At 60.0% G+C, this 23,016-nt stretch carries 22 protein-coding genes; 1 reads left to right on the top strand and 21 read right to left on the bottom strand.

Going from position 1 to position 23,016, the window contains the following annotated elements; translation table 11 throughout:
- The first annotated feature begins 43 nt into the window (after positions 1-43).
- Entirely contained in the window at positions 44-2,071 is a 2,028-nt protein-coding gene (locus ACH2DG_RS13615) for a glycosyltransferase family 2 protein (RefSeq protein ID WP_395026755.1), read from the top strand.
- 67 nt (positions 2,072-2,138) lie between these two features.
- Here the strand turns inward: ACH2DG_RS13615 and ACH2DG_RS13610 are convergent, their stop codons facing one another.
- From ACH2DG_RS13610 to rfbD, 21 genes are all read right to left on the bottom strand, one after another.
- The gene (locus tag ACH2DG_RS13610) at positions 2,139-3,005 is read right to left on the bottom strand and encodes an SAM-dependent methyltransferase (RefSeq protein WP_395026787.1); all 867 of its coding nucleotides are present in this window, start codon (positions 3,003-3,005) and stop codon (positions 2,139-2,141) included.
- 14 nt (positions 3,006-3,019) lie between these two features.
- Entirely contained in the window at positions 3,020-3,916 is an 897-nt protein-coding gene (locus ACH2DG_RS13605) for a class I SAM-dependent methyltransferase (protein WP_395026754.1), read from the bottom strand.
- 66 nt (positions 3,917-3,982) lie between these two features.
- Positions 3,983-5,311, bottom strand: a complete 1,329-nt coding sequence (locus tag ACH2DG_RS13600) for an ABC transporter ATP-binding protein (protein WP_395026752.1) — start codon at positions 5,309-5,311, stop codon at positions 3,983-3,985.
- Positions 5,308-6,108: an ABC transporter permease gene (locus ACH2DG_RS13595; RefSeq protein ID WP_395026751.1), complete on the bottom strand. Its 801-nt coding sequence runs from the start codon at positions 6,106-6,108 to the stop codon at positions 5,308-5,310. Before ACH2DG_RS13595 ends, ACH2DG_RS13600 begins: the two co-directional genes overlap by 4 nt.
- A 114-nt stretch (positions 6,109-6,222) precedes the next feature.
- On the bottom strand, positions 6,223-7,125 hold the full coding sequence (locus tag ACH2DG_RS13590) for a peptidylprolyl isomerase (protein WP_395026750.1): 903 nt from the start codon (positions 7,123-7,125) through the stop codon (positions 6,223-6,225).
- 175 nt (positions 7,126-7,300) lie between these two features.
- The gene (locus ACH2DG_RS13585) at positions 7,301-8,818 is read right to left on the bottom strand and encodes a cell surface protein (protein ID WP_395026749.1); all 1,518 of its coding nucleotides are present in this window, start codon (positions 8,816-8,818) and stop codon (positions 7,301-7,303) included.
- A gap of 169 nt (positions 8,819-8,987) precedes the next feature.
- A complete protein-coding gene (locus ACH2DG_RS13580; protein WP_395026748.1) occupies positions 8,988-9,422 on the bottom strand; it encodes a hypothetical protein in 435 nt (144 codons plus the stop codon).
- Positions 9,423-9,443: 21 nt separating this feature from the next.
- Complete coding sequence (gspD, locus tag ACH2DG_RS13575) at positions 9,444-11,888, bottom strand: type II secretion system secretin GspD (protein WP_395026747.1); 2,445 nt, start codon at positions 11,886-11,888, stop codon at positions 9,444-9,446.
- Positions 11,889-11,943: 55 nt separating this feature from the next.
- Positions 11,944-12,405 (bottom strand): hypothetical protein, encoded by a 462-nt coding sequence (locus ACH2DG_RS13570; protein WP_395026745.1) that lies wholly within the window; start codon positions 12,403-12,405, stop codon positions 11,944-11,946.
- Positions 12,406-12,575: 170 nt separating this feature from the next.
- Complete coding sequence (gene gspM / locus ACH2DG_RS13565; RefSeq protein ID WP_395026743.1) at positions 12,576-13,145, bottom strand: type II secretion system protein GspM; 570 nt, start codon at positions 13,143-13,145, stop codon at positions 12,576-12,578.
- On the bottom strand, positions 13,142-14,458 hold the full coding sequence (locus tag ACH2DG_RS13560; RefSeq protein ID WP_395026742.1) for a PilN domain-containing protein: 1,317 nt from the start codon (positions 14,456-14,458) through the stop codon (positions 13,142-13,144). Before ACH2DG_RS13560 ends, gspM begins: the two co-directional genes overlap by 4 nt.
- A gap of 18 nt (positions 14,459-14,476) precedes the next feature.
- Positions 14,477-15,298: a general secretion pathway protein GspK gene (locus ACH2DG_RS13555; RefSeq protein ID WP_395026740.1), complete on the bottom strand. Its 822-nt coding sequence runs from the start codon at positions 15,296-15,298 to the stop codon at positions 14,477-14,479.
- A 65-nt stretch (positions 15,299-15,363) separates the two neighbouring features.
- Positions 15,364-16,092, bottom strand: a complete 729-nt coding sequence (locus ACH2DG_RS13550) for a prepilin-type N-terminal cleavage/methylation domain-containing protein (protein WP_395026738.1) — start codon at positions 16,090-16,092, stop codon at positions 15,364-15,366.
- Positions 16,089-16,523 carry a prepilin-type N-terminal cleavage/methylation domain-containing protein gene (locus ACH2DG_RS13545; RefSeq protein ID WP_395026737.1) on the bottom strand — a complete coding sequence of 145 codons (435 nt, stop codon included), beginning with the start codon at positions 16,521-16,523 and terminating at the stop codon, positions 16,089-16,091. The genes ACH2DG_RS13550 and ACH2DG_RS13545 overlap by 4 nt, the downstream gene beginning before the upstream one ends.
- Positions 16,524-16,525: 2 nt before the next feature.
- Positions 16,526-17,026, bottom strand: a complete 501-nt coding sequence (locus tag ACH2DG_RS13540; RefSeq protein ID WP_395026736.1) for a Tfp pilus assembly protein FimT/FimU — start codon at positions 17,024-17,026, stop codon at positions 16,526-16,528.
- A gap of 26 nt (positions 17,027-17,052) precedes the next feature.
- Entirely contained in the window at positions 17,053-17,484 is a 432-nt protein-coding gene (gspG, locus tag ACH2DG_RS13535) for a type II secretion system major pseudopilin GspG (RefSeq protein ID WP_184705608.1), read from the bottom strand.
- Positions 17,485-17,513: 29 nt separating this feature from the next.
- Positions 17,514-18,785 carry a type II secretion system F family protein gene (locus ACH2DG_RS13530; protein WP_395026735.1) on the bottom strand — a complete coding sequence of 424 codons (1,272 nt, stop codon included), beginning with the start codon at positions 18,783-18,785 and terminating at the stop codon, positions 17,514-17,516.
- Positions 18,778-20,517, bottom strand: coding sequence for a type II secretion system ATPase GspE (gspE, locus tag ACH2DG_RS13525; protein WP_395026734.1), 1,740 nt, complete (start codon positions 20,515-20,517; stop codon positions 18,778-18,780). The genes ACH2DG_RS13530 and gspE overlap by 8 nt, the downstream gene beginning before the upstream one ends.
- Before the next feature lie 110 nt (positions 20,518-20,627).
- Positions 20,628-21,176 carry a dTDP-4-dehydrorhamnose 3,5-epimerase gene (rfbC, locus tag ACH2DG_RS13520; RefSeq protein WP_395026733.1) on the bottom strand — a complete coding sequence of 183 codons (549 nt, stop codon included), beginning with the start codon at positions 21,174-21,176 and terminating at the stop codon, positions 20,628-20,630.
- A gap of 7 nt (positions 21,177-21,183) precedes the next feature.
- Entirely contained in the window at positions 21,184-22,074 is an 891-nt protein-coding gene (gene rfbA, locus ACH2DG_RS13515) for a glucose-1-phosphate thymidylyltransferase RfbA (RefSeq protein ID WP_395026732.1), read from the bottom strand.
- Positions 22,075-22,968 carry a dTDP-4-dehydrorhamnose reductase gene (gene rfbD / locus ACH2DG_RS13510; RefSeq protein ID WP_395026731.1) on the bottom strand — a complete coding sequence of 298 codons (894 nt, stop codon included), beginning with the start codon at positions 22,966-22,968 and terminating at the stop codon, positions 22,075-22,077.
- Between the last annotated feature and the right edge of the window lie 48 nt (positions 22,969-23,016).

Raw genomic sequence — 23,016 nt, 5'->3', positions numbered from 1 at the left:
GACCTATCAAGCGCCATTAGCTATAAAATAAAGAGCAATCATCTTGTCTTCTCCACTTTCCACCTTGCGCAGGCTGCCCCACAAGCTGCGCCAGCTTGGCCGCAGCCTGTACCTGCTGGCCGCCGATCCACGCCAGTTGGGCAGCAACGGCCGCAAGCTGTGGCGAGCCTGGCGCGCTGGCGGCACGCAGATGCTCAAGCACCAGTTGCTGTCGCTGGGCCACCCGGATGCGCCCACTATCCCCGTGGCACCGACCGACGCCTGGCAGGATTACCAGCAGCGCCTGAACGATGACGTGCTGCCCGTGCTGCGCGCCGAGGTTGCGGCCATGGCGCAACCCGTCACCATCTCCATCCTGGTGCCTACCTACAACACCGATCCTGCCATGCTGACTGCCATGGTGGAATCGGTACGCAGCCAGATCTACCCGCACTGGGAGCTGTGCATCGCCGATGACGCATCGCCCAAGCCGCATGTGCGCCAGATGCTGCAGGAGCTGGCCGCGCAGGAGTCGCGCATCAAGCTGCACCTGGGAGAGACCAACCGCGGCGTCTCGCACGCCACCAACCAGGCGCTGGCGCTGGCCAGCTCGCCATTCGTCGTGCTGCTCGACCATGACGACCTGCTCCAGCCCCAGGCCATCTACCGGGTGGCACAGTGCGTGCTGGCCGATGATCCGGACATGCTGTACTCGGACGAAGTACTGGTCAGCCCCGATGGCAGCCAGGTGTTGCAGTACTTTCACCGACCGGCCTTTTCGCCCGAGTACCTGCGCAGCCACCCCTATATCGTGCACATGGTGGGCTTTCGTACCGCCTTGCTGCGCCAGTTGGGCGGCTTTGACGAAGCCCTGACGATTTCGCAGGATTACGACCTGATCCTGCGCGTGAGCGAGGCCGCCAGCCGCATCGCCCACATCCCCGAGATCCTGTACCAGTGGCGCACCCACACCGGGTCTGCCGGGCATGAAAAGATGGCGCAGGTGATGGCCACCTCCACCGCCGTGCTGCAGCGCCACCTGGACCGCACCGGCCAGCAGGCTACCTCGGCTGCCGGCGTGTCGTTCAATTTCTTCGAGACCCGCCACCGGATTGCTGCAGACCAGCGCGTTGCCATCATCATCCCCACCAAGAATTACGGCCACCTCGTGCGCCAGTGCGTGGACAGCATCCGCGCCACAGTCCAGCAGGCGCAGTACGACCTGATCGTCATCGATCACGAGTCGACCGACGCGGCCAGCCTTGACTACTTTGCGCAGATCGCCCAGGACGGCACGGCCACAGTGCTGCGCTACAAAGGGTCGTTCAACTTCTCGGCGATCAACAACTGGGCGGTGCACCAGCTCACGCGCAGCTATACGCACTACCTGTTCTGCAACAACGACATCGAAGCCCTGCATGAAGGCTGGCTGGAGCAGATGCTGTCCCAGTGCCAGGACCCGAGCGTGGGCATGGTGGGCGCCCAGCTTCTCTACCCCGACCGCACCTCCATCCAGCACGCAGGCGTCTGCGTGGGCGCTTTCGGCATTGCCGAGCACTACGGCAAGTTCCTCAAGCTGCCGCCGGACCGCGTGGACATCGCCTTCATGGGCCGCCTGGTCTGCACGCACGAGGTCTCGGCGGTTACCGCAGCCTGCCTGCTGATGCGCAAGGAGGCCTTTGATGCCATCGACGGCTACGATGAAAAGCTGGCAGTGGGCTTTGGCGATGTGGACCTGTGCCTGCGCACCCTGCAGCTGGGCTGGCGCGTGCTCTACTGCCCGCAGGCCACGCTGATCCACCATGAATCCATCACCCGCGGCAAGGCCGAAGGCTACGACCCCCACCCTGAGGATTCGGCCTTGTTCGCCAGCCGCTGGCGCGATTTTCTCGATGCAGGCGACCCTTACCACCATCCCGCGTTCGAAGTGCGCCATACCTGCTGGCTGGTACGCACACCCATGCGCTGCGAGCCATCGATCAACCGTCGCCTCTTCAACCGCACCGGCCTGGGCCAGCGCATGCAGCATCTGGGCTACAGCTTGAGCGAATCAACATCCATCGCTGAAACGGCCGGAAAACCGTTGTCCTGAATAGGAATCGGCGCTTGATTCCCACGGAGTAAGCGCCGATAGCTATCAAAATCACTGAAAAACTGGCTCAAACGGGCCTTTGCAACAGCAGGAAGATTTCGTTGTTGGTCAGAATCTCGCGCGGGTAGTGCTGCAACAGCGCCTCCGGCACTGGTGCTGGTTCATAGTGGCGGCGCTCTTCACGCGCCACGCCAAAACCGGCATCCACCGCAATCGCCACCAGCTCATCGGCCGTCAGACGGTTGAGCTCCTGGTATTCCTTGAACACAAAGCGCTTGTAGCCCGCCGGGCCAAAATCGGCAAAGCCGAAGTCAACCTCGTCCGGGCTGAGTTCGCCGTCATAGGCTTCGATCACCTGCCACAGCGCCTCTTCATCGACCTGCAGGTGGTGCCAGGGGATTTCGTCATAGCGGCGCAGGTGCGAACCATAGGCCGAGTAAAACAGCGGCTCGATCTGCAGGAAGAAGTAGCCGCCGGGCTTGAGGCAGGCGCACAGATCCCTGAGGATAGGCAGCAGCTGGTCGCGCTGCACGTGCTCGAATGTGGACCAGCTCATGATGCCGTCGTACAGCGGCGCCTGCCCGACCAGCGGCGCGCCAGGCTCGATGGTCTGAAAGCTCAGGGCCCTGGGGATGGCTTGCATGCCCAGTTGCTCGTGCGCAATGCGCGGCAGCTTGGTGTATTCCTGCCTCACATCAATGCCATGGATGGTATCGGCGCCATGCCGAAGCACCAGCGCGAGATCGGTGATGCCGTCTCCACAGCCAAACTGCAGCAGCCGAGAGGTTTTCAGATCCAGCACGCCGCCCAGCCACTGCTGCACCACATCGGCCGCGTAGTGGAAGTGGGAGCGAAACCATTCATCGGTGATGAGGCCATCGTTGTAGGCGGGCAGGCCAAACCGCCGCTCGTGCAGCTGGGCCAGCCGGCGCATACGGCTTCCGCGGTTCATAGCGGTTTGCGCAGCACGTACACGTCCTGGTGGTTCCAGAACTGCACGGGTGCGAAGTATTCGAGCTTGTCGGCGCCCACAGTCTCTGCAATGCGGGCGCGCACAAAGGCCTCGGTCGTGAAGGCGGTGCCGTATTCGTTGGCATCGATCGCATGCGATTCGCTGGACGGTGCAAAGAAAAAGCCCTCGTCATCGAGGGGCACGCGGTCAAAATTGGCCGCCTTGATGCCGTGGGTGCTGAATACCAGCACGCCCCCGGGAGCGACGACCTCGTACAGGGCCTTCAGCCAGCGCGCCCAGGTGCTGCGGGGCAGATGGCTGAACAGCGAGAGGACGAACACCGTGTCGTAGCTGCGCGGGGCCGCCAGTTCTTCAGGAACGCTGGCAGACAGAAATCCTTGCACACCAAAGGTGCGGGTCGCAAACTCCACGGCGTCCGGCACCACATCAGATACCGTCACCTTGTCGGCTCCCAGCAGCTTGACCAGGTGGCGGGTAAAACGGCCGTGGCCGCTGGCAAACTCCAGAAAGTGCTGGCTTTGCACCAGGGGCTGGCCCACGCGCTCCATCACGGTCATCAGCTCGGCCAGAGTGCGCCAGCCGTCGGCAAAGTAATCGCGCAGCGGGTTGATGCTGCTTGGGTGCCCGGCAAAAAAACTGAAGATATCGTCCGAACCCGATATCGTGCAGTCGAGGCCCGTCATGTTGCGGAACGATCCGCTCAGGCCGTGCTGCTCGATCAGCGCATGCGCTGCAAGCATGGTGTCTTTTTCGGCCCGCGCGCTCAGCAGCAGAGGCGAAGCCGCTACGGGATCGCCAGCCGCCAGCAATTGCCGGGCTTGCTCCAGCAGGCGCTGCCCGGTGCTGGCTGGGGTGGATGTGGTGGTCGTCATATCTATGATTTTTATAGCATCAGGCGCATACTGGGTGGATGCCAGTGGCCATTCATATCTGAAGCATCAGCTCCATTGGTGCGGCAATCGTACCAGTCCGGGAAGCGGCTTGGGGTAGATGAAGCGAAACACCGTGTACTGGAACCATTGGTCATACACAGCGAGACCAGACCCGTCGAACAGGAACGCGCTCACCACATAGTCTCCACTGTGCAGCGGCAGATCGGGGAAGGTGAGGACCGATTGCCAGGTGCCATCAGGCTGCAGCACCGGCAGCGCGCCGTCTTCATGGGTGGCCAGGCAGGCAATGCCCACGCCCTTGTTCTGCTCGATCATGAACCCGATGTGTGGACACTCCGCCCCGTTGCCACGCGCACGAATGGTCACAACCAGGTCATTGCCCTGCAGCACCGGCGGTGCATCACCGCTCAGGTTGGCAATCTCGACGGACAGCAGGCAGGCATTGCCCGTCTCCTGCGCCTGAGGCGCATTGGGTCGCTGAACGACGTAAGGCTCTGCCTCTTTGATGGAGCCCTCCAGGACGCCCGCCTCTGGCAATTCGGCAGTCTGCTCCTTGGGTGGCAGGCCCAGGTCCGCAACGCCTGCTGGTGCATCGTCACCCCATTGCAGCCGGTCCTTTTCTTCCTTCAACTGGCGGGTACGCACATCGTAGGCAGCGAGCGCCGCCTCGGTCTCCCCGAACATCTGCACCTGGCCCTTTTCCAGCCACAGGGCGGCATCGCACAGATGGCGAATATGGTAGGGGCTGTGGGAGCAGAACAGGATCGTGCATCCCTTCTTGCGGAAGTCGAGAATCCGCTCAATGCACTTTTTCTGAAAGCTCTGGTCGCCCACGGCCAGCGCCTCGTCAACGATCAGCACATCGGGCTGCACGGCGGTCACCAGTGCGAACGCGAGGCGCACATTCATCCCGGAGGAATAGGTCTTCACCGGCCGGTCGATGGCATCGTGCAGCTCGGAGAAGGCGATGATCTCCGGCTCCAGTTGGCGCATCTCTTGCTGATTGATGCCAATCAGGCTACCGGCAAAATACAGGTTCTCGCGCCCGGTGAAATCGCCGTGGAACCCCGCACCCAGTTCCAGAATGGCGGTGATCCGCCCGGTGCGCTCAATGGAGCCGGTAGAAGGCTGCATCGTGCCGGCAAGCAGCTTCAGCAGCGAGCTCTTGCCTGCGCCGTTGTCACCAATCACACCAATGCACTGGCCACGCTGCAAGGTAAAGCTCACATCGCGCAAAGCCCAGTGGCTGCGATGGGTAGCCCTCCCCGTCAGCAATGCCTTCACCCGCTGGCGCGGCGAATCGTAGAGCTTGTATTCCTTGCCTAGGTTCTTGATCACCAACACAGGCTGGGCAGTTGTCTCTTTTGTTGTCATAGCCAATCCACCAACTGGTCCCGGCTTCTGCGCACCAGCACATTCACCACCACGGCAAGCAGCACGATCCATACCAGCCCGCCCAGCCATACAGGCCAATCCGGCCATTGTCCCTGCAACAGGATCGACTGGTACCCTTGCACATACGAAGCCATGGGATTGAGCCACAGCAGCCAGCGCCACTGCGCTGGGAACATGGAAACGGGAAACAGAATCGGCGTCAGGTAGATCCCCACCGACAGTGCAAAACCCACCACCTGCACGGTATCGCGCAAGGCGGCTGCGAAGATCGCCAGAGCATAGGCAAGCAGCACCGTCATCAGCAGTTGCATCGCCATCAGTGGCAACAAGGCCAACACGCCCCATTGCATATGGTGCAAAGGCGTGTAACACAGCGCTACCAGCAGCATCAACGGCCCGAAGATGATGGAGCTGGCAAGCACCGACCGCACAGGGAACAGAACGGGCGGCAGAGGATTCTTTTGCAGCATGGCGCCCGCCTCCAGAAGGCTCCCCATCCCGCGCGCAATGGCATCGCAAAAAGCCATCCAGGGCAAGGCACCCACAATCAGGAAGGTTCCCACCGCATGGGTTTTGGCGCCATCCCCCAAGCGCATGGAGAACACGATGTCAAAGACCAGGTAATAGGCCGCCACCGACAGCAGCGGCTGCAGATAGGGCCACAGAACGCCCAGAGCCGTCCCGGCATGGCGCGCCGCCACCTCGCGCCGCGTCATCACGCCAATCAGCTGGCGGCTGGCGAGCAGCTCACGAATATTCTGCAAAAGCGAATGCATATGGTTTCCAAGGCCCTCTCATGTGGCCCGAGCCGGTACATAAAAAAGGAGAAGGCCAAGCCCTCTCCTTCTCACTGGAATCAAGATCCGTACCGGCTCAGCAAAGAGCGCAGCTTACTTCTTATCGGCAAAACGGGCAGAAAATGCCTCCATGTTGGCCTTGTCCCAAGTTGCAGCCTTCAGCACCTTTGCCACCTCGGCCTGGCGCGCGGTCTGCAAGGACTGCTGCACATACTGCTTCTCCAGGTCCGGGCGTACTTCCTCAAAGGACATGGTACGAGCGGGCTTCTTCTCGAAGAGCTTGATGATGTGGTAGCCGAACTGGGTCTTGATGACCGGGCTCAATTGGTTGGGCTTGTCCAGCGCAAAGGCTGCAGTCTCGAATTCAGGCACCATTCTGCCATGTGAAACCATGCCCAGGTCCCCGCCCTTGACGGCGCTGGAAGCATCGGAGGAATTGTCTTTGGCCAGTTGCGCAAAATCTGCGCCCGCCTGCGCCTCCGCCAACAACTTTTCGGCCTTGGCCTTGGCTGCGGCGTCGTCATCGTCCTTGCTCATCACCAGAATGTGTGCAATATGCACCTGCTCCGGAGCCTTGAAAGTTTCCTTCTTGGCCGCGTAGGCAGCTTTCGCCTGCGCTTCGGCCAGCTTGGTATCGGGCTTGTGCTCGGCATTGAACTTTTGCAGATAGGCATCCGACAGCACCTTGTCGATCGCAATCTTGATTGCTGCTGCGATTTCCGGCTGGTCTGCCAGGCCACTGGATCGAGCGGTTTCCGCAATCGCTCTGCGCACATATAGCGCCTCTACCATTTGCGCTACGCTTTCCGGCTTTGCCAAAAAGCTGCTTCGCATCTCTTCGGGCATGCGCTTGGCATCGTTGAGCACATCGCTTTCATACACCGCAGTGGATGGCCCTTGCAACAATACGGCGTTGCTGCTGCCCTGGGCAACAGCCACAACACTCATGCCTCCCAATGCCACAACCATACCTACCGACTTCAACCAATTACGCATGAGCCTTGTCCTTCTGCCAAAACTGCAAGGATAGCAAAAAAGTGGCAACCGCCATGGCATTACCCTCAATGCGGCTGGAAACAAAGAGAAAACAAAAAAGGGCGGAGATTTCTCTCCGCCCTTTGGCTAGTTTCCTAAGCACTTACCAAACAGGTCTTACGACCTGCGGGGCAAATTACTTAGAGAAACGGTGAGGCCAGGTGATACCGTAGGTACCGCTGAAGCCGTTAGCAGCGCCACCGCTGTTCATCAGCTTGATGAACGAGGAGCCAACCACTGGGTAGGAAGCCGAACCGTAGTTCACCTTGCCCCAGCCGTTGTCGTATGCCACGGTCGCGGTTTGACGAGCAACCGAAGCGCCCAGAACGGAGGTACCTGCATCCTTGAATGCCAGCACGTTCACTTCGCCGCACAGACGAATCTTCTTGGCGGTGCCAGGAGAGATCACAGCACCGTCGGTCTTCGACAGTTCTTCACGGTCGTAGAAGGTGTTGCTTGCGGTGTCCACGCAGATGTTGCCATCAGCGTCAACAGTGGTAGGACCTGCTGCAAAGAAAGGCTTGCCGGTAGCTGGGTTCAGCACGTCAGGGTTGAACACCATGTAGGCATTTGCCTTGGCATCAGCAGCGTAGTTTGCACCAACGCTGTAGCGACGCAGAGGCATGGACAGCACCCAGTCAGTCTTCGCATCGATCAGGGGATCGTTTGCGAACTGGTTGGACACGCCATTGTTTGCCACAGCAGCGGTCAGGCTCGAAGCTTGGCTAGCAGGAGCGCCAACGTTGCTGGTCAGGTAAGGCGTCGACAGGTCAGGCAGGTCGTAGTTAGCGATCTGGATCAGCTTGGACTGCGCGACACCAGCCTTGTCCTTAGCCGTCGAAATGAACAGCGGGTCAGCGGTGTAGGCGTCAGTGTTGCCAACGGTTGGCGAATGGTTGTCCTGAGGGAAGGCAACGAAGTTACCACGTGCGTTAGCACCGGCAGCGTCCACAGCCTTGATGGCGGTAGCAGCACCCGAGAACGTGGTGGTTTGGTTCACGTTCAGGATGTACCAGTCACCAGTCAGACCGCCGGTAGGCGTTTCGTAGCCCAGAGCATCAGCCAGAGCTGGGGTTTCTGGGTTGATGGACAGGGTGTCGGCCAGAACAGCTTCGTCGCACTTAGGAGCGCCGGAGCTGTGCTTGATCGTGGTGAACAGCTTCGAACCAGGCTTCACGTCAGCCATGTTCAGGATTTCAACGTAACCTTCCTTGGTGTTGTTGACGCGCTTTTCAGCAGACCAGTTGTCAGACAGACGGTCTTGAACGAAGCTGGTCTTTGCCTTGCGGATATCTGGGTACGTGCAGCTGTTGTCGGCGGTCATGAAGTACGAACCGTTGGCATCAGCTTGAACGGAACCGGTCCACACGTCGTATGGCGACAGGAACACGGTAAAGTCCAAGATATCGTCAGAGTTAGCAGCGCCGCGGAAGCGAACCTTCACAGCCTTGCCGTTCTGCGTGTCGGTGTTCACCACGTGAATCACAGACATGTTGTTGTTTTGCGTGGTGAAGTAAGGCACCACCAAAATGTGACCTGCACCGCCATCGTTTTGCTCGAACGCGGTTGCCGTAGCAGCGGTCAAAGCGTTGGCAGAGCCAGCAAAGCCGCCAATCATGGCAGCAATGCTCAGGGCCAGAACATTTTTCTTCATAAACACACTCCAGTTAAAAAAAGTTAGTCAGCGCAACTACCACGATTGTTTACGCTAAGAAATAATAGCATAGCGCTCCGACCAGATGCAAAGCAAGTTCGCTGTTTTTTGGGGATGGCTGTAGACTAATTACAACAATCCTAAACCAACTTGCCATGCAGAGCCTGTCTCAAGGCTCAAGGTACAGCTTCCACTGACCGTCTTCGAGCAACCAAGTTTGCTTCGAATACATATCAATGGTACCGATCTTTTTGCCAGGCAGCGGTGGATTGACCTTTAAATTGATACCGACGTCGCATTTTTGCGCATCGCATTCCACCTTTTGCACTTCTGCACCGACCGCAAAAGTAGCCATGTGGCCGCGCTTGAACTTGTCCTCGTCTACGGCCTGCCTGAAAGCATCATTGGCAAACCCATACGCCGCAGAAGCATCGCCCTTCAGACGCGCGTCCCAGTAGGCCTGTGCGCGTTTGGTGACGATTTGCTCCGGGGTGCCGGAATCCATGGTGGCGCAGGCAGTCAGCGACAATGCGGCCATGATCATGGCGCCAGAGCGCACCACGCCTTTTTGGGAAATCCAAGTCTTCATTACAATTTCTTTCATAAAATGAATTAGCTGATTGATTTACTGAGTCACCAGCGGCTGAACCGTGGAAGCTGGGCGCCGGGGCTCCGCCTTTTTGAGGCTACCGAGCAAATCATCATCATTCAAGCCGCGCAGGCGATCACGCAGTTCTTCGCTCACTTCCCGCACGTCCACATCCGTACGCACTACACGAGGCGTCATGACCAGCAATAGTTCCGTGCGGGCCGTGCTCTTTTTGGTACTGCTGAATGCCTTTCCAATGATTGGAATGTCCTTGAGCAGTGGAACGCCGCTGTCGGAATCTTCCGCTCGGTCCTTGATGAGTCCACCCATCACGATTGACTCGCCGGATCGCACGGCCAGCTTGCTCGTGAGTTGCCGGTTCGAGAACTTGGTTTGGCTGGAGGCTGCATCAATACCTGCACTATCGATGACGGACTGATCAATCTGCAAGCTGACCATATTGCCGGAGTTGACGGAAGGCGTGACATTCAGAATCACGCCGGTGTCCTTCAGTTGGTAATTTTGCGCGATGTAATTGTTGCCGGTGTTGTTGATGTAATCCGTAGTTCTCACCGGGATCTGCTCGCCAACGGAAATAGTGGCAGGATGGTTATCCATCACCATCACCGACGGGCTCGATAGCATCTTGACCTGCCCCTGCCCCGCAACGGCGCTCAGGCGAGCAGCAATATTAGAGCCATTGAAGATAGAGTAGGTGAAGGTAGGCGCAGCGGTGCTCCCCAAAGCGCCACTATTGGCGCCCGCATTGGGGTCAGCCAATCCGCCAAAGTTGCCAATGCCAGTGTAGTCGCGTGATGAGCCCCCCAGATGGCGGTTCTTGAACAGCCATTCCACACCATATTGCAAGTTGTCATTCAAGGTGACTTCGATGATGCTCGCCTCGATCAACACCTGGATAGGAGCCACGTCAAGCCGCTTGAGCGAGGCCTCGATCTTGCGGTACTGAGAGCCCGTGCTCCAGACCAGAATGGTGTTGTTGAATTCGTCAGCCACCACGCGGATATCGCCGATTGCGGTGGCTGTGATGGTGGGGGCATTCGCCTGCTGCTGGGTGTTCTGGTTCAGGCCGAACCGATTGCCGCTGTTGAACCCCAGGCCAGAAGAAGTGCCCAGATTGTTGAAAGATCCGGGCGTGCGGTTCACGCTATTGTTCAATCCAGGGGCAACACCAGAGGTCATGTTGCCCGCTGCGCCTGGCTGCTGCCCACCAAAGATGCCATTCAGCACCTGCGCCAGGTACTTTGCATTGCCGTTTTGAACACGGTAGACGTACAACTCTGGCTCGCTGCCGCCGTAACCGGGAACATCCAGACGGCGAATCCACTTTTCCGCCTCATCCAGATAGGCCGCACGCGGCGTGATGACCATGAGCGCATTCAATCGCGGAATCGGCAGGACGCGCAGCGCTCCATACAGTGGATTGGACTCACCCAAAGAGGACAGCAATGCCGCAGCAGCAGCGGCATTGCCGCTCAGTTGCGTATTGTTTGCCCCGGCTGCACCAGTTGGAGACGCAGCCTGGCCAGGGCGCCGGCCCGCAATCACGCTGGCTGAATTCCCCGCAGCGCCGCCGCTGACGTTGATCGATTGCTGGCCAGCCCCAGCTGCCTGCCCACCGCTGTTGACCATTTGCAAGGCCGCAGAAACCTCTTCTATGGATGCATGCTTGAGCGGATAGATGCCGACCGACATCCCCTTGAGCAGGTCGACATCGAATGTCTTCACCATCTCCATCCAGCCTTCGGATTGGGTACGGTTCCCTTGCATGATGATGACGTTGCGAACGGCGTCCACCTTGACCACCGCTTCAGGTGGCGCGATCGGCTTCAGGATGTTGGCCATTTCGTTGGCGCCAATGTACTGGAGAGGAATCACGATCACGCCATAGCCTGGGGCCATCGAGCCAGGAGCGCCTGCCACCCGCACCGCCCCCACCAGGCTGCGCAGCACCTCTGGCTTGCCCACCTGGTATACACCGCGCGCATCACGCACCATGGCCAGCCCATTGGCCTGCAATGCCGACTCCAGCAGAAACACTGCGGTATCCGGATCAATGGCATTGCGGGTTGTCAGCGTGACCGTTCCCTGCAGAGGCGGATGCATGACGAAGTCCAGCTTCAGCATGTCGCCCAGGATGGTTCGCACCACCTCCGCCACAGGGGCTTCTTCAAAGCGGAACGTCACCGGCGCCCCCTTGGGAATGGGCTCCGATTTGTCTATGTTGAGCACCTTGTCGGTGCCGCGCATGATGCGGGGCTCGGTGGATTGCTCTTCATCGCCTCCCGAAGCCTGCTTTCCGTTGATCAGGATGCCTGGTGCCTGCAGCACTGGTACCTGTCCTGCCTGGGCGGGTGTAGCGGCCGCCCCGGCTGCAGGAGTCTGCGCATACGCTGATTGCAATATGAGCGCCTGCCCAAGTGCCAGGAAGAGTGCGGTGCGGCGCAAAGTGGAAGTCGTCATAGTTTTAAACCCAAAAATCGATCAATACGTCGGTGCCGGCCTGTCTGGGCCTGCGTCAAGGTCTGGCTGGAGAGCGAGACCCCCCTAGGGTTGGACCTCTGCGTTGTGGCCTCGCCTCCTGCCCGTCACTGCCAGGTACCGGTGGAGCGCTTCTCGGCATCTCGGGCGTCTCGGCTGACGGTCCATATCCGGTCTGCAGCTTGGCCTTTTGCAAGGTGATTTCCTTGGTGACGCCATTCCGTGTGAAATACACCCGGTTCTCCGCCACCGAGTTCAGAGTCCATCCGTCCAGCACCCCGCGCAATGGCAAGGATTTGTCTTTGCCCTGGAAGCGAATGATGATTCCGCCTGATTTGCCCTGTTCGCTGATGTACACACCAGTCAGGACGGCATCTGCCAGATAGTCGGGCGGCGGAGGCGGTGCCTCGACCGGAGGAGGTGGCGGCGGTGGTGGGGGCCGCCGCGTGGACGAGAAGAGCGGACGGTCCAGCATGGCCAGAAACTGGCTTTGGTCCATGGGTTGAGGCTTGCCGAGGCGGGGAACCACATCGTCAAAATTTGATTTCTGTGCCCGTGGCGCCTCCCAATGGACATTTCGCAATTCCCCATTGGGCTTGAACCATAACCAAGCCAACACAAGTGCCAACACAATGTTGAGGGCTGCCAGCGCCCAGCCTAAATAGCGCTTCATGTACGCTCCCGCAGCACGCTCAGATTCAGTTGCAGTGTCAACCGTGGCGCTATTTTTTCATTCATGATCTGCAGGTTCCCCTGGTTGCGGACCTCCACATCGCCAAGCAGCATCACTGGGAACTGTTCGACCAATACCGCCAGGGCACTGTCCACTGCCAGCAACTCGCCTTCCGCACGCACGGTGAGCGGAATGCGATCAAATCCCTTTTCTTCCTTGGCCTGCAACACCTGGCTGCTGACCACCGTCAAGCCCGCCTGCGTCAGCAAGTCCCTCAGCTTCTGCTGCACGGCATTCCCCGTCTGGGCCACATCCTGGGAGGATGGATAAACATACTCTGCGCGGATACGCAGTGCACGCTCCAGAGCCTGGTCAATTTCCTCACGCTGCATATCCAGACCTTTGAGGCGCGCATAGCGCGGCTCCAGCTCTGCGAGCTTGGATTGGGCCCAGTGGTGCTTGTTGGCGATGTATCCGCCAAGAACCACCAACGGTGTGAGTGCCAACACCACGGTACCCAGCAATATCAGCCATTCCTTGCGATTGGGTTTGATGTGATTCGTCATTTGCGCTCCTCCTGCGACTGTGCCGGCTTGGAGCCTCCAAGGCTGGGCCCGGATTTTGATCCGCCAAGGGTCGGTCCCTTGCGTTGGTTTGCATTGGCAGGTGGTGGCGACTGGACTGGAGGGGTCTGCGCGGGTACAGGAGCCGCACTCGGCACCACTGGCGTAGCATTTGCCTCCTGGCTCGGTGCTGCCGGCTGTGCAGCGGCTTCGCTCGTCTGGGCCGGAGTGGCTGCCGGTGGAGGCTCCTCCGCCTTGAGTGAAGGACCAAACACCTTGTTGTCCAGTGTCAACTCAATCGTGAACGACTCCCGGTTGGCACCTGCCAGGCGGGTTGCTGCGCTTGGCGCGCGAACATCCTTGACGCCTTCCTCGTTGCTGAGCTTTTGCATGAGTGTCGAGGAGTTTTCCGTCAGACCCACCAGCGTGACCTTGTTGCCCTGAACACGCGCCGATTGCAGCGCCGTGTCGTCCGGAAGCACCTTGGTCAGCATGCTCAGCACCTTGACGCTATCCACGCGCTCGGAAAGCAGCTCCGAGAGCCCCGCCACCTTGTCGGCGCTCTGCATCAATTGTTCACGCTTGCCCACCACGTCCGTCGTCTTGGCCGCCATGCCTTCATAGGCGTGAACCGCCTCGATCGCACGCAGCCGCAACTGCGCCGTCGGCGTGATGGCAATGGCAGCACACAAGAGGCCCGCGACACCAACGCCCGCTGCGTTGAGCATCAATTTCTTGCGGCCTGCAATGGCACGGGCGCCTTCGCCAAACCCCTGGATCACGATCGGCTGGCGCTGCGGAGCAAAAACCCAGACCTCCGGCTGCGACAGTGGAGCAGCGTTTTCAGCCAACGTCAGTTGGCGCTCCGCGATCTTGCTCTGTATATAAGGCTCCACCTGGGTTCGGGATGCCAGTACCAGTTGCAAACGCACCGCCTGGCTGCTTCGCGAGAGCTCCGCATATCCCCAGAGTACATCTGCTGCCGGGAAAGGGCTGATGGCCTGCACTTCCAACTGTGCCGCGCTGGCACAATCCTGCGGATCCAGTGCAGGCAATTGCAAGGTTTTGCGCAACACCATGCCTTCGGGGATTTCGACAGCCCAGAACTCAGGGCTGCGTTTGCCGACGGGCGCTGGTGCGCCGCTTTCCCAAACAACGGATGGGTCGCCTTGCGTTGGCACCAGCGTCAGCGCCTGCTCTGGACGCAGCCAGCTCAATGGCGGCCATTGCGGAGCCTTTTGCCAAGTTTTGAATACATCGGCTTTCAACTGGTTCAAATCCAGTCCGAAAAAGCGCGAGTCTGTGGAAAGTGCCATACCGTTTCTTTGTTTGAATCAGGACGCGGGCTGCAACATCTGACGTGCTTCGAACGTGTACCAAGGCAACCCGTCACGGGTACGGGAGCCAAAATACACGCTGCGATCCACGAGAAAAAATCGACCGTCGGCCATGGGAACCTTGGCCGTCACGCGGTAGCGGCGTTGAGCGCTTCCCGCGCGGGACAGATTGCCGTCGAGGCCAGAGGTGTCCACTCCGGCCGTATCGCCGGAGGCGCGGGCGGAGGTAATCTGGTTGACGATGCCCTCGTTGCCGTTTGCCAGAATGCGCAGCACTTCAGGCGGCGCCGCCAATGGATTGACGCCCGATCCACCCGTACCGGCATTGGAGGCTGTGATCAGGGGCGCGAGTCTAGCATAGAGGTCATAATCGATCCCAGGGATCTGCATGAGGTCCTCAATCGCTTCAAAACGCTCCGGCCGACGTCCTTCCAGCGAGGAGCGCTCGCGCCGATCCAGAATGCCGATGGCAATCTCCTGAGCGGCTCCATCAGGGACTCCGCCACCAATGGTCAACAATGCGGTCAACAGTGGCAGCGATGCACCATTGATATTAATCAAGCCATTCAAGGGCATCACGCTCACCGCAATTTCAGCCCCCTGGTAGGTCACCGAGGTATCGGTCCATTGCCGGATTGGATTGCGCTCTGCCGCGAGTTGCTGCAACACCAGCATGACCGCAGCATCGCCCATGGCGTGCGCCGAGACGCGATCCTTGGCAACACCCACCATTCGCGTCTCTTGTCGCACGACGCCGCTGACCCCCGTCACCATCAGGCTCAGGGCGGCAACCAGCCACAACACCGCAATCAGCGCCATGCCGGCTTGCGCACCAGGCCTGCGTGCAGCGATGCGCCATTGAAAAGCGTGTTTGCTTGTGTAACTCATGACGCACTGCCCCCCAACGAGGCGCCGCCGCCGCCGCCGCGCGGATCTCCTGCGGGCATCACTCTCATCTGCACCACCAGCGGAGGCAATACCGCTTGCTCCGAGGCCATCAATATCTGCACGGCCTGCGGGAGCTGATCCAGACTGCTCCAGTCGCTACCCCACTGCGGAGGGTCGATGGCCGCATTGAGGTACTGAAAGGAAACCCCCGTCGCATGTGGCAACACCGGATAGCTTTCAGCAGCCCCCCAGTTGGGCTGGGTCTGCTGATCGATCCATGGGGTATAGCTCAGAACCACAGCGGGAGCACCCAGGTAATCACCCATGGCCAGTCGGAAATGATAGCGTCCGCCCACACCATAACGTGCGGGCATGACACCCACCCAGGTCATGGCCTGCCCGGCACCGGAGAAAAAGAACTGTGGCTTGGTCCCCTCCCCCATGCGCTGCTCTTGCAGACCTTGTACCTTTTTTGCAGAAATGCGCGAAAGCACCGAACGCAGGAAATCCGTACTCGAGCGCGCCTCGTCCATGCGGTCGAGCCGGTTGTCGATACTCGTTTCCGTTCGCCCCATCGTACCCATGGCACCAGCAAGCCCCAGCATGATGAGCGATAGCAGCGACAATGCCACCAGCATTTCCACCAGGGTAAATCCAGCTGACGCGCGGCGCCTGCTGCAGCAGGAGATTCCGCCAGAACCAAGGAAATTTTGCTTTTTTGTCATGACGCCCCACCGCTTTCAGCTGGATCCGGCGGGCGACGCTGGGCACGCAGGGTGCTCAACTCAAAACTCTTGGGCTTGTCGCCGTCGCTCCAGCTGACGACAATGCGCACCTCGTGCAATGGGGGAATATTGGGAGCCTCGCCCACATCGGTCTTGAAAGGAGCGCTTTGGATGCTCCATTGAAAACCGTTGCTTTCCCCGGACTCGTTCCAGCCACTTTCGTACACCGAATCCCGGGAGTCCATCAGTGATTCGGCCAGCTGTATCGCGTACTGGTAGTGCCCCAGGTCACCAACGCTACGCGCGTTGCTGCCGGTTGCACGATAGATCATGCCCAGGGATATGGCCATGATGGCCAGGGCCACAAGCAATTCGAGCAAAGTCATCCCTCGCTGCCGCTGGCGATGGGATGGCTTGGACAAAGCACGCATCATCATTGCAGGAGCGGCTCCTGGGTGACGCGCCCCGACAACCAGTCGACACGCAGCCGCGTGCCCGCCCCCGTCTTGCGCACGATCTCCACACTTCCACCGGTCGATCCGCCGGAAGCCAGGAACACGATGGAAGCAGAACCATCTGGAACAAACTCCCGATCGGCGACGATGGTGCGCAGATCGACGCTTTCCGGGATTTCCTTGACAGAGCCGGGTACACCGTACTCGCGGGTTTTCAGATCCACCGTGAATCGCACCGGCACACCTTCCGAGACGGCTGCATATCTGGCCGAGCGCAGCTGCGTGATCAGGCTGCGCACCGTATCACGGTATTGCACGCCTTCCTTGAGCCTGTCATAGGCGACCGGCGCCATGGCCACCACCAAAGCCATGATGGCGAACACCACCATCAGCTCGATCAGGGTGAATCCCCGATGTGCCGATGTTCTGCGTACCGAAGCACGCACAGGATGTTGCAACCATGGCGAAAGAATGGGCACGGAGGTGTCCGGTCAGGCGCTAATGCTTACTGCGCGTTGCGAATGTCAGCGGCCTCGCCTTCGCCGCCGGGCTGGCCATCCGAGCCCAGGGACAGCAATTCCACCTTGCCGTTCGCATAGCCATAGCGGTACGGATTGCCCCATGGATCGGAAGGCACGCCGCCCGTCAGATAAGGGCCATTCCAGCCGCGGACATTGCCAGGCTGCTTGGCCAGGGCTTCCAGGCCCTCTTCCGTAGTGGGATAGCGGCCCACGTCCAGTTTGTAGATATCGAGCGCCTTTTGCAGGTCGGCAATCTGGACACCCGCAGTCTTGGACTTGGCGCCGCCCAACTGGCTCAGAACCTTGGGACCGACCAGGCCTGCCAGCAAGGTCAGGATCGCCAGCACCACCAGCAGTTCAATCAGCGTAAAGCCGCGGCTTTTGCGTTGCAGTTTTTGGGTAAATAAAGCCTTCATGGCAGGCACTCCTTGTTGAATCAAAAATATTAGACAGCCAGATCATTGACGGACAGAATGCCCATCAGGATCGACACAATGATCGAGGCAATCAGGATACCCAGCACCAGAATCAGAATCGGCTCGATCATGGTCAGAGCGCGTTTGATTCCGATTTCCACCTCGCGGTTCAAGATATTCGACAGCTCCAGCATCATCTGGCCAAGCCGCCCCGTTTCCTCGCCAACCCGCACCAGATTGACGGCCAGAGGCTCGAACACGGTGGTCGTGTTCATGGCCTGTACCATCTTTCCACCCTCCTTGACGATGGGCGGAATCTTGGCCAGCTCGGTCTGGATGATGCGGTTGCTGACCGTGTCGGTCGCAATGTGCAGCGCCGTCAGCAGGGGCACGCCATTCCCCAGCAGGGTACCGAGCGAGCGGGAATACAGGGTAAGCTGATACTTGAGCGCCAGGCGGCCCAGCACCGGCATGCGCAGCAAAACACCTTGCCACCACATGCGCCCCTTGGGCGACTGGAACCAGCGGCGCAGCACATACACTCCCAGCGCCACCACGATCAGAATCACCCAGCCGTTCTTGCGGAATGCCTGACCGATCGTCATTACGATCTTGGTCGGCGTAGGCAGCGCATCGCCCATGTCGGTGAACAGTTTTTCGAACTGCGGCACGACAAAGCCCAGCATGGCAACCAGTGACAGAATGGCCACCGCGACCAGAATCATCGGATAGATGGTGGCGGAGATGACGCTTTCCTTCAAGGCGCGCTGGCGCTCCAGATGCTCCACCAGCCGGGCCAGCACCGCCGACATCTGGCCGCTGGCCTCGCCCGAGCGCACCATATTGATGTAGAAATCGCCAAACAACTCCTGGTGCTGCATCAGTGCCTTGGACAGCGGAACACCGCCCTTGACGGCTTCCAGCACCCCCGTCAGCAATTCGCGCATGCTGTCCTTGTAGGCCATGTCGATCAGCACACGCAACGCATTGTCGAGTGCGAGACCCGCTTTGAGCATGATGGACAGCTCGGAGGTCATCGCCAGCACATCCGCCGCCTTGGCAGGACCTTTCTGCGACTTGGTGGCCTTGGCCTTGACGATCGCGTTGCTGGCGTCGGCCTTCTTGTCGGCCTTGCCGCCTGCAGGGATCAAGGCTGACGCATCGGCGGCATCGACAATGCGCACCGGCGTGAGCTTTTGCGCGCGCAAATGCTTTTGCACTGCCGCCACGCTGGAGGCCTGGAATGTGCCGCGGACCTGCTCACCGCTGGCGCTGATGGCGTGCCAGGCAAAATCAGCCATCGATTTGGTCCTGGGTAACGCGGGCAATTTCGTCCAGCGTGGTCATGCCAGCAGCCACTTTGCGCAGGCCGTCCTCATTCAAGCTGAGCATGCCGGCCTTGGAGGCCAGCGCAAACAGCTCGTTCGAATCCTTGCCCGCATTGATGGCGTTGCGCATCGGCTCATCCAGCACAAACAGTTCGTGAATGCCCGTGCGCCCCTTGTAGCCCGTGTGGCGGCAGACATTGCAGCCTACAGCGCGATAGATGGGCTGGCCTGCCTGGCTGAAACGTGCCAGTCCGGATCGCTGGCGTACCTCTTGGCCGGGCTCGTATTCTTCCTTGCAGTTGCTGCACAGGGTACGCACCAGGCGCTGCGCCAGCACACCGTTGACGGAAGAGGTGATCAGGTAGCTCTCCACCCCCATGTCCTGCATACGGGTGATGGCACCCGCCGCCGTATTGGTGTGCAGGGTGGACAGCACCAAGTGACCGGTCAGTGCGGACTGCACGGCAATCTGCGCGGTTTCGCCGTCACGCATTTCACCGATCATGATGATGTCCGGATCCTGGCGAAGAATGGAGCGCAGTGCGTTGGCAAAGGTCAGGTTGATCTGCGAATGCACCTGGATCTGGTTGATGCCTTCGAGCTGGTATTCCACCGGGTCTTCCACGGTAATGATCTTGTTGGCTTCGGCATCGATTTTGGACAAGGCGGCATACAAGGTGGTGGTCTTGCCCGAGCCCGTGGGCCCCGTGACCAGCAAGATGCCATGCGGGCGTGCCAGCAGATCGTTGAACTTGGCCAAGGTGTCCTTGGCAAAACCCATGGTTTCGAGTTGCAGGCGCACGCTGGCGCGGTCGAGCACACGCATCACGATGCTTTCGCCATGCACGGTGGGTACGGTCGAGACACGCAAGTCCAACTCGCGCCCCTTGACGCGGGTCTTGATGCGGCCGTCCTGCGGCAGGCGGCGCTCGGCAATGTCCAGATGCGCCATCAGCTTGACGCGTGACCCCACGGCAGCCGACAGGCGCGGCGGCACCAGCTCGCCCGGATGGATCACGCCGTCCACGCGGTAACGCACATGCAGACCGTCATCAAAGGGCTCCAGGTGAATGTCGGAAGCCCGCAGGTCCGTCACCTTGCCGATGATGCTGTTGACCAGGCGAATCACCGGCGCCTCACTCGCCAGATCCTTCAGGTGCTCGACAAAATCCCCGACATCCGCACCGTCGCCGAACAGGCCGTCATCGTCCTCCTCGGCCACTTCGGGCTCTGGCTCCTGCAATGCCTTTTCAATATCGGCTTCCAGCGCCAGATGGGGCTGGATCACCAACCCCGTCGACATCTGCAACGCCTTGAGGACAAACGGATCCTGCGGCGCCGTCATGGCTACATCCAGTACGCCGTTTTCCAGCTTCAGTGGAAACACATGCTGGGCATGCTGAAACTCCGGCAGCAGGCCCGGTACCTCGATGGATTCAGGCGGAAAGTCCGTGCCGAGCGTGAAGGGAATCTGCAACTGGCGCGCCAGCGTCTGCATCAGATCCATTTCGGAGACCAGGCCCAGCTGTACCAGCACCTGGCCGATGAGGCTGCCCATCTCCTGCTGCGCCTGCAAGGCCCGCTCCAGATCACGCGGAGAGAGCTTGCCAGCCTGCACCAGCATTTCGCCCAGCAGGGGTCGCACCGCATCAGCCTGGCCGGCGGCAGTTGCAAAAGTGGGCTCGTGAAGAGTGCTGGTCGTCATGCTTATCGTTGTTCAGGGCCTGTCACAGGCGAATGGTCCGCCCCTCCATGCCATAGACGCTCTAGTGTAGGAGGCAGGCATGGGAGACATTTGGGAGGAACTGCAAAGAATCAGACAAAAACCTCAGCCTGGGCAAAGGCCACGCCCTGCTGATCCTTGGCAGACAGCTGCGGCGCGATATCACCCAGATTCCAGTCAATGGCCAGATCGGGATCATTCCATGCAATGCAGCGCTCGTGCGCAGGGGCGTAATAATCCGTTGTTTTATAGAGAAATTCTGCCGTTTCACTGTATACAACAAAACCATGCGCCAGCCCCGGCGGCACCCACATCTGGCGCTTGTTGTCCCCCGACAGCTCTACCGACACCCATTGGCCAAAGGTTGGCGAGCTTTTGCGGATATCCACCACCACATCCAGAACGGAGCCTTGCGTCACCCGCACCAGCTTGCCCTGCGCCTGCTGCAACTGGTAGTGCAGGCCGCGCAACACGCCACGGCTGCTCTTGCTGTGGTTGTCCTGCACAAAATTGTAGTGCCCCCCCACCGCCGCATCAAAGGCCTGCTGGTTGAAGCTCTCATAGAAGAAGCCGCGCGTATCTCCGAAAACCTTGGGCTCGATGATCTTGACGTCGGCAATCCTGGTATCAATCACTTGCATGGCGCACTCACTCTCCCGCCTCTTGCAGCAGGCGCTGCAAGTACTGGCCGTAGCCGTTCTTGGCCAATGGCTTGGCAAGCGCCGCGAGTTGATCGCCATTGATGTAGCCGCTGCGCCAGGCGATCTCTTCCGGGCAGGCGATCTTCAGGCCCTGGCGGCTTTCCAGGGTGGCGATGAACTGGCCCGCCTCCAGCAGGCTGTCGTGCGTGCCGGTATCCAGCCAGGCATAACCCCGGCCCATGATCTCGACGCTGAGCTGGCCCTTTTCCAGGTACAGACGGTTCAGATCGGTGATTTCCAGCTCGCCGCGCGGCGATGGTTTGAGGCTTTTCGCCAGCTCCACCACCTGGCTGTCATAGAAATACAGGCCGGTGACCGCGTAATTGCTCTTGGGCTTGGCCGGTTTTTCTTCCAGCGACAGTACCTTGCCCGCCTGGTCGAACTCGGCCACGCCATAGCGTTCCGGGTCAGTCACGTGGTAGGCAAACACGCTCGCGCCATCGCCGCGCTGCATGGCACTGCCCAGCAGCTTGTAGAAATCATGGCCGTAGAAGATGTTGTCACCCAGCACCAGCGCACTGGGCGCACCGTTGAGGAACGACTCACCAATCAGGAAGGCCTGCGCCAGGCCATCGGGACTGGGCTGCACCGCGTATTGCAGGTGGATGCCCCACTGGCTGCCGTCGCCCAGCAATTGCTCGAAGCGCGGCGTATCCTGCGGCGTGCTGATGATCAGGACTTCCTTGATCCCGGCCAACATCAAGGTGGTGAGCGGGTAATAGATCATCGGCTTGTCATATACCGGCAGCAATTGCTTGCTGACAGCCAGAGTTGCCGGGTGCAGGCGGGTGCCCGAGCCGCCCGCGAGGATGATGCCTTTGCGTTGTTGGATTGTCATTTACAAAATTTCCTGCAGCATGCGCTGTACGCCGACCTGCCAGTCAGGCAGCGCCAAGCCAAAGCTTTGCTGTAATTTCTGGGTATTCAAGCGAGAATTGTTGGGACGCCTGGCGGGCGTCGGGAAAGCTGATGTCGCCACCGCCTGCACCTCACGCGCGGTGATGCCAAGCGCCGGATTGATCTGCCGGGCCTGTGCCAGCACAAACTGGGCGTAGCGGTTCCAGGTGGTTTCGCCGCCTGCCACCAGGTGGTAGATGCCACTCAGATCCTGCCCCGCCGCCATGGCCGTGCGCAGCGCATGGGCCGTTACATCGGCAATCAGCTCAGCACCGGTAGGCGCGCCCCATTGGTCGTCGATCACCGCCAGTTGGTCTCGCTCCTGCGCAAGGCGCAGCATGGTTTTGGCAAAGTTGCCGCCGCGCGCCGCGTAGACCCAGCTGGTACGAAAGACAAGGTGTTTGGCACCGCTCCTGGCAATCGCCTGCTCGCCTTCCAGCTTGGTCTGGCCATAGACCGAAAGCGGGCTGGTGGCATCGCTCTCCTGCCAAGGCCCGGTGCCGCTGCCGTCAAAGACATAGTCGGTGCTGTAGTGCACCAGCCAGGCGCCCAGGGCCTTGGCCTCGCGCGCCAGCACGCCCACCGCTTCGGCATTGATGGTACGGGCGGCGTCCACGTCGTTCTCCGCCTTGTCGACGGCGGTATAGGCCGCAGCATTCACGATGGCGTCGGGCTTGACCACCCGCACGGCTTCGGCCAGCGCATCCGGCTGCAGCAGATCGCCGCACAGCGGGCTGCTGTTGCGATCCAGTGCGATCAGCTCGCCCAGGGGCTGCAGGCTGCGCTGCAGCTCCCAGCCGACCTGGCCGTTCTTGCCGAGCAACAAAATCTTCATTCCACTACCTTTCGCTGTCGATCAATACAAAAACGACCGCTGGCACAA

Source organism: Comamonas odontotermitis, assembly GCF_040396735.1.
Taxonomy (GTDB): domain Bacteria; phylum Pseudomonadota; class Gammaproteobacteria; order Burkholderiales; family Burkholderiaceae_C; genus Comamonas; species Comamonas odontotermitis_C.
The sequence above is the reverse complement of the archived record's forward strand: the minus strand, read 5'-3'. Positions and strand labels throughout refer to the sequence as shown.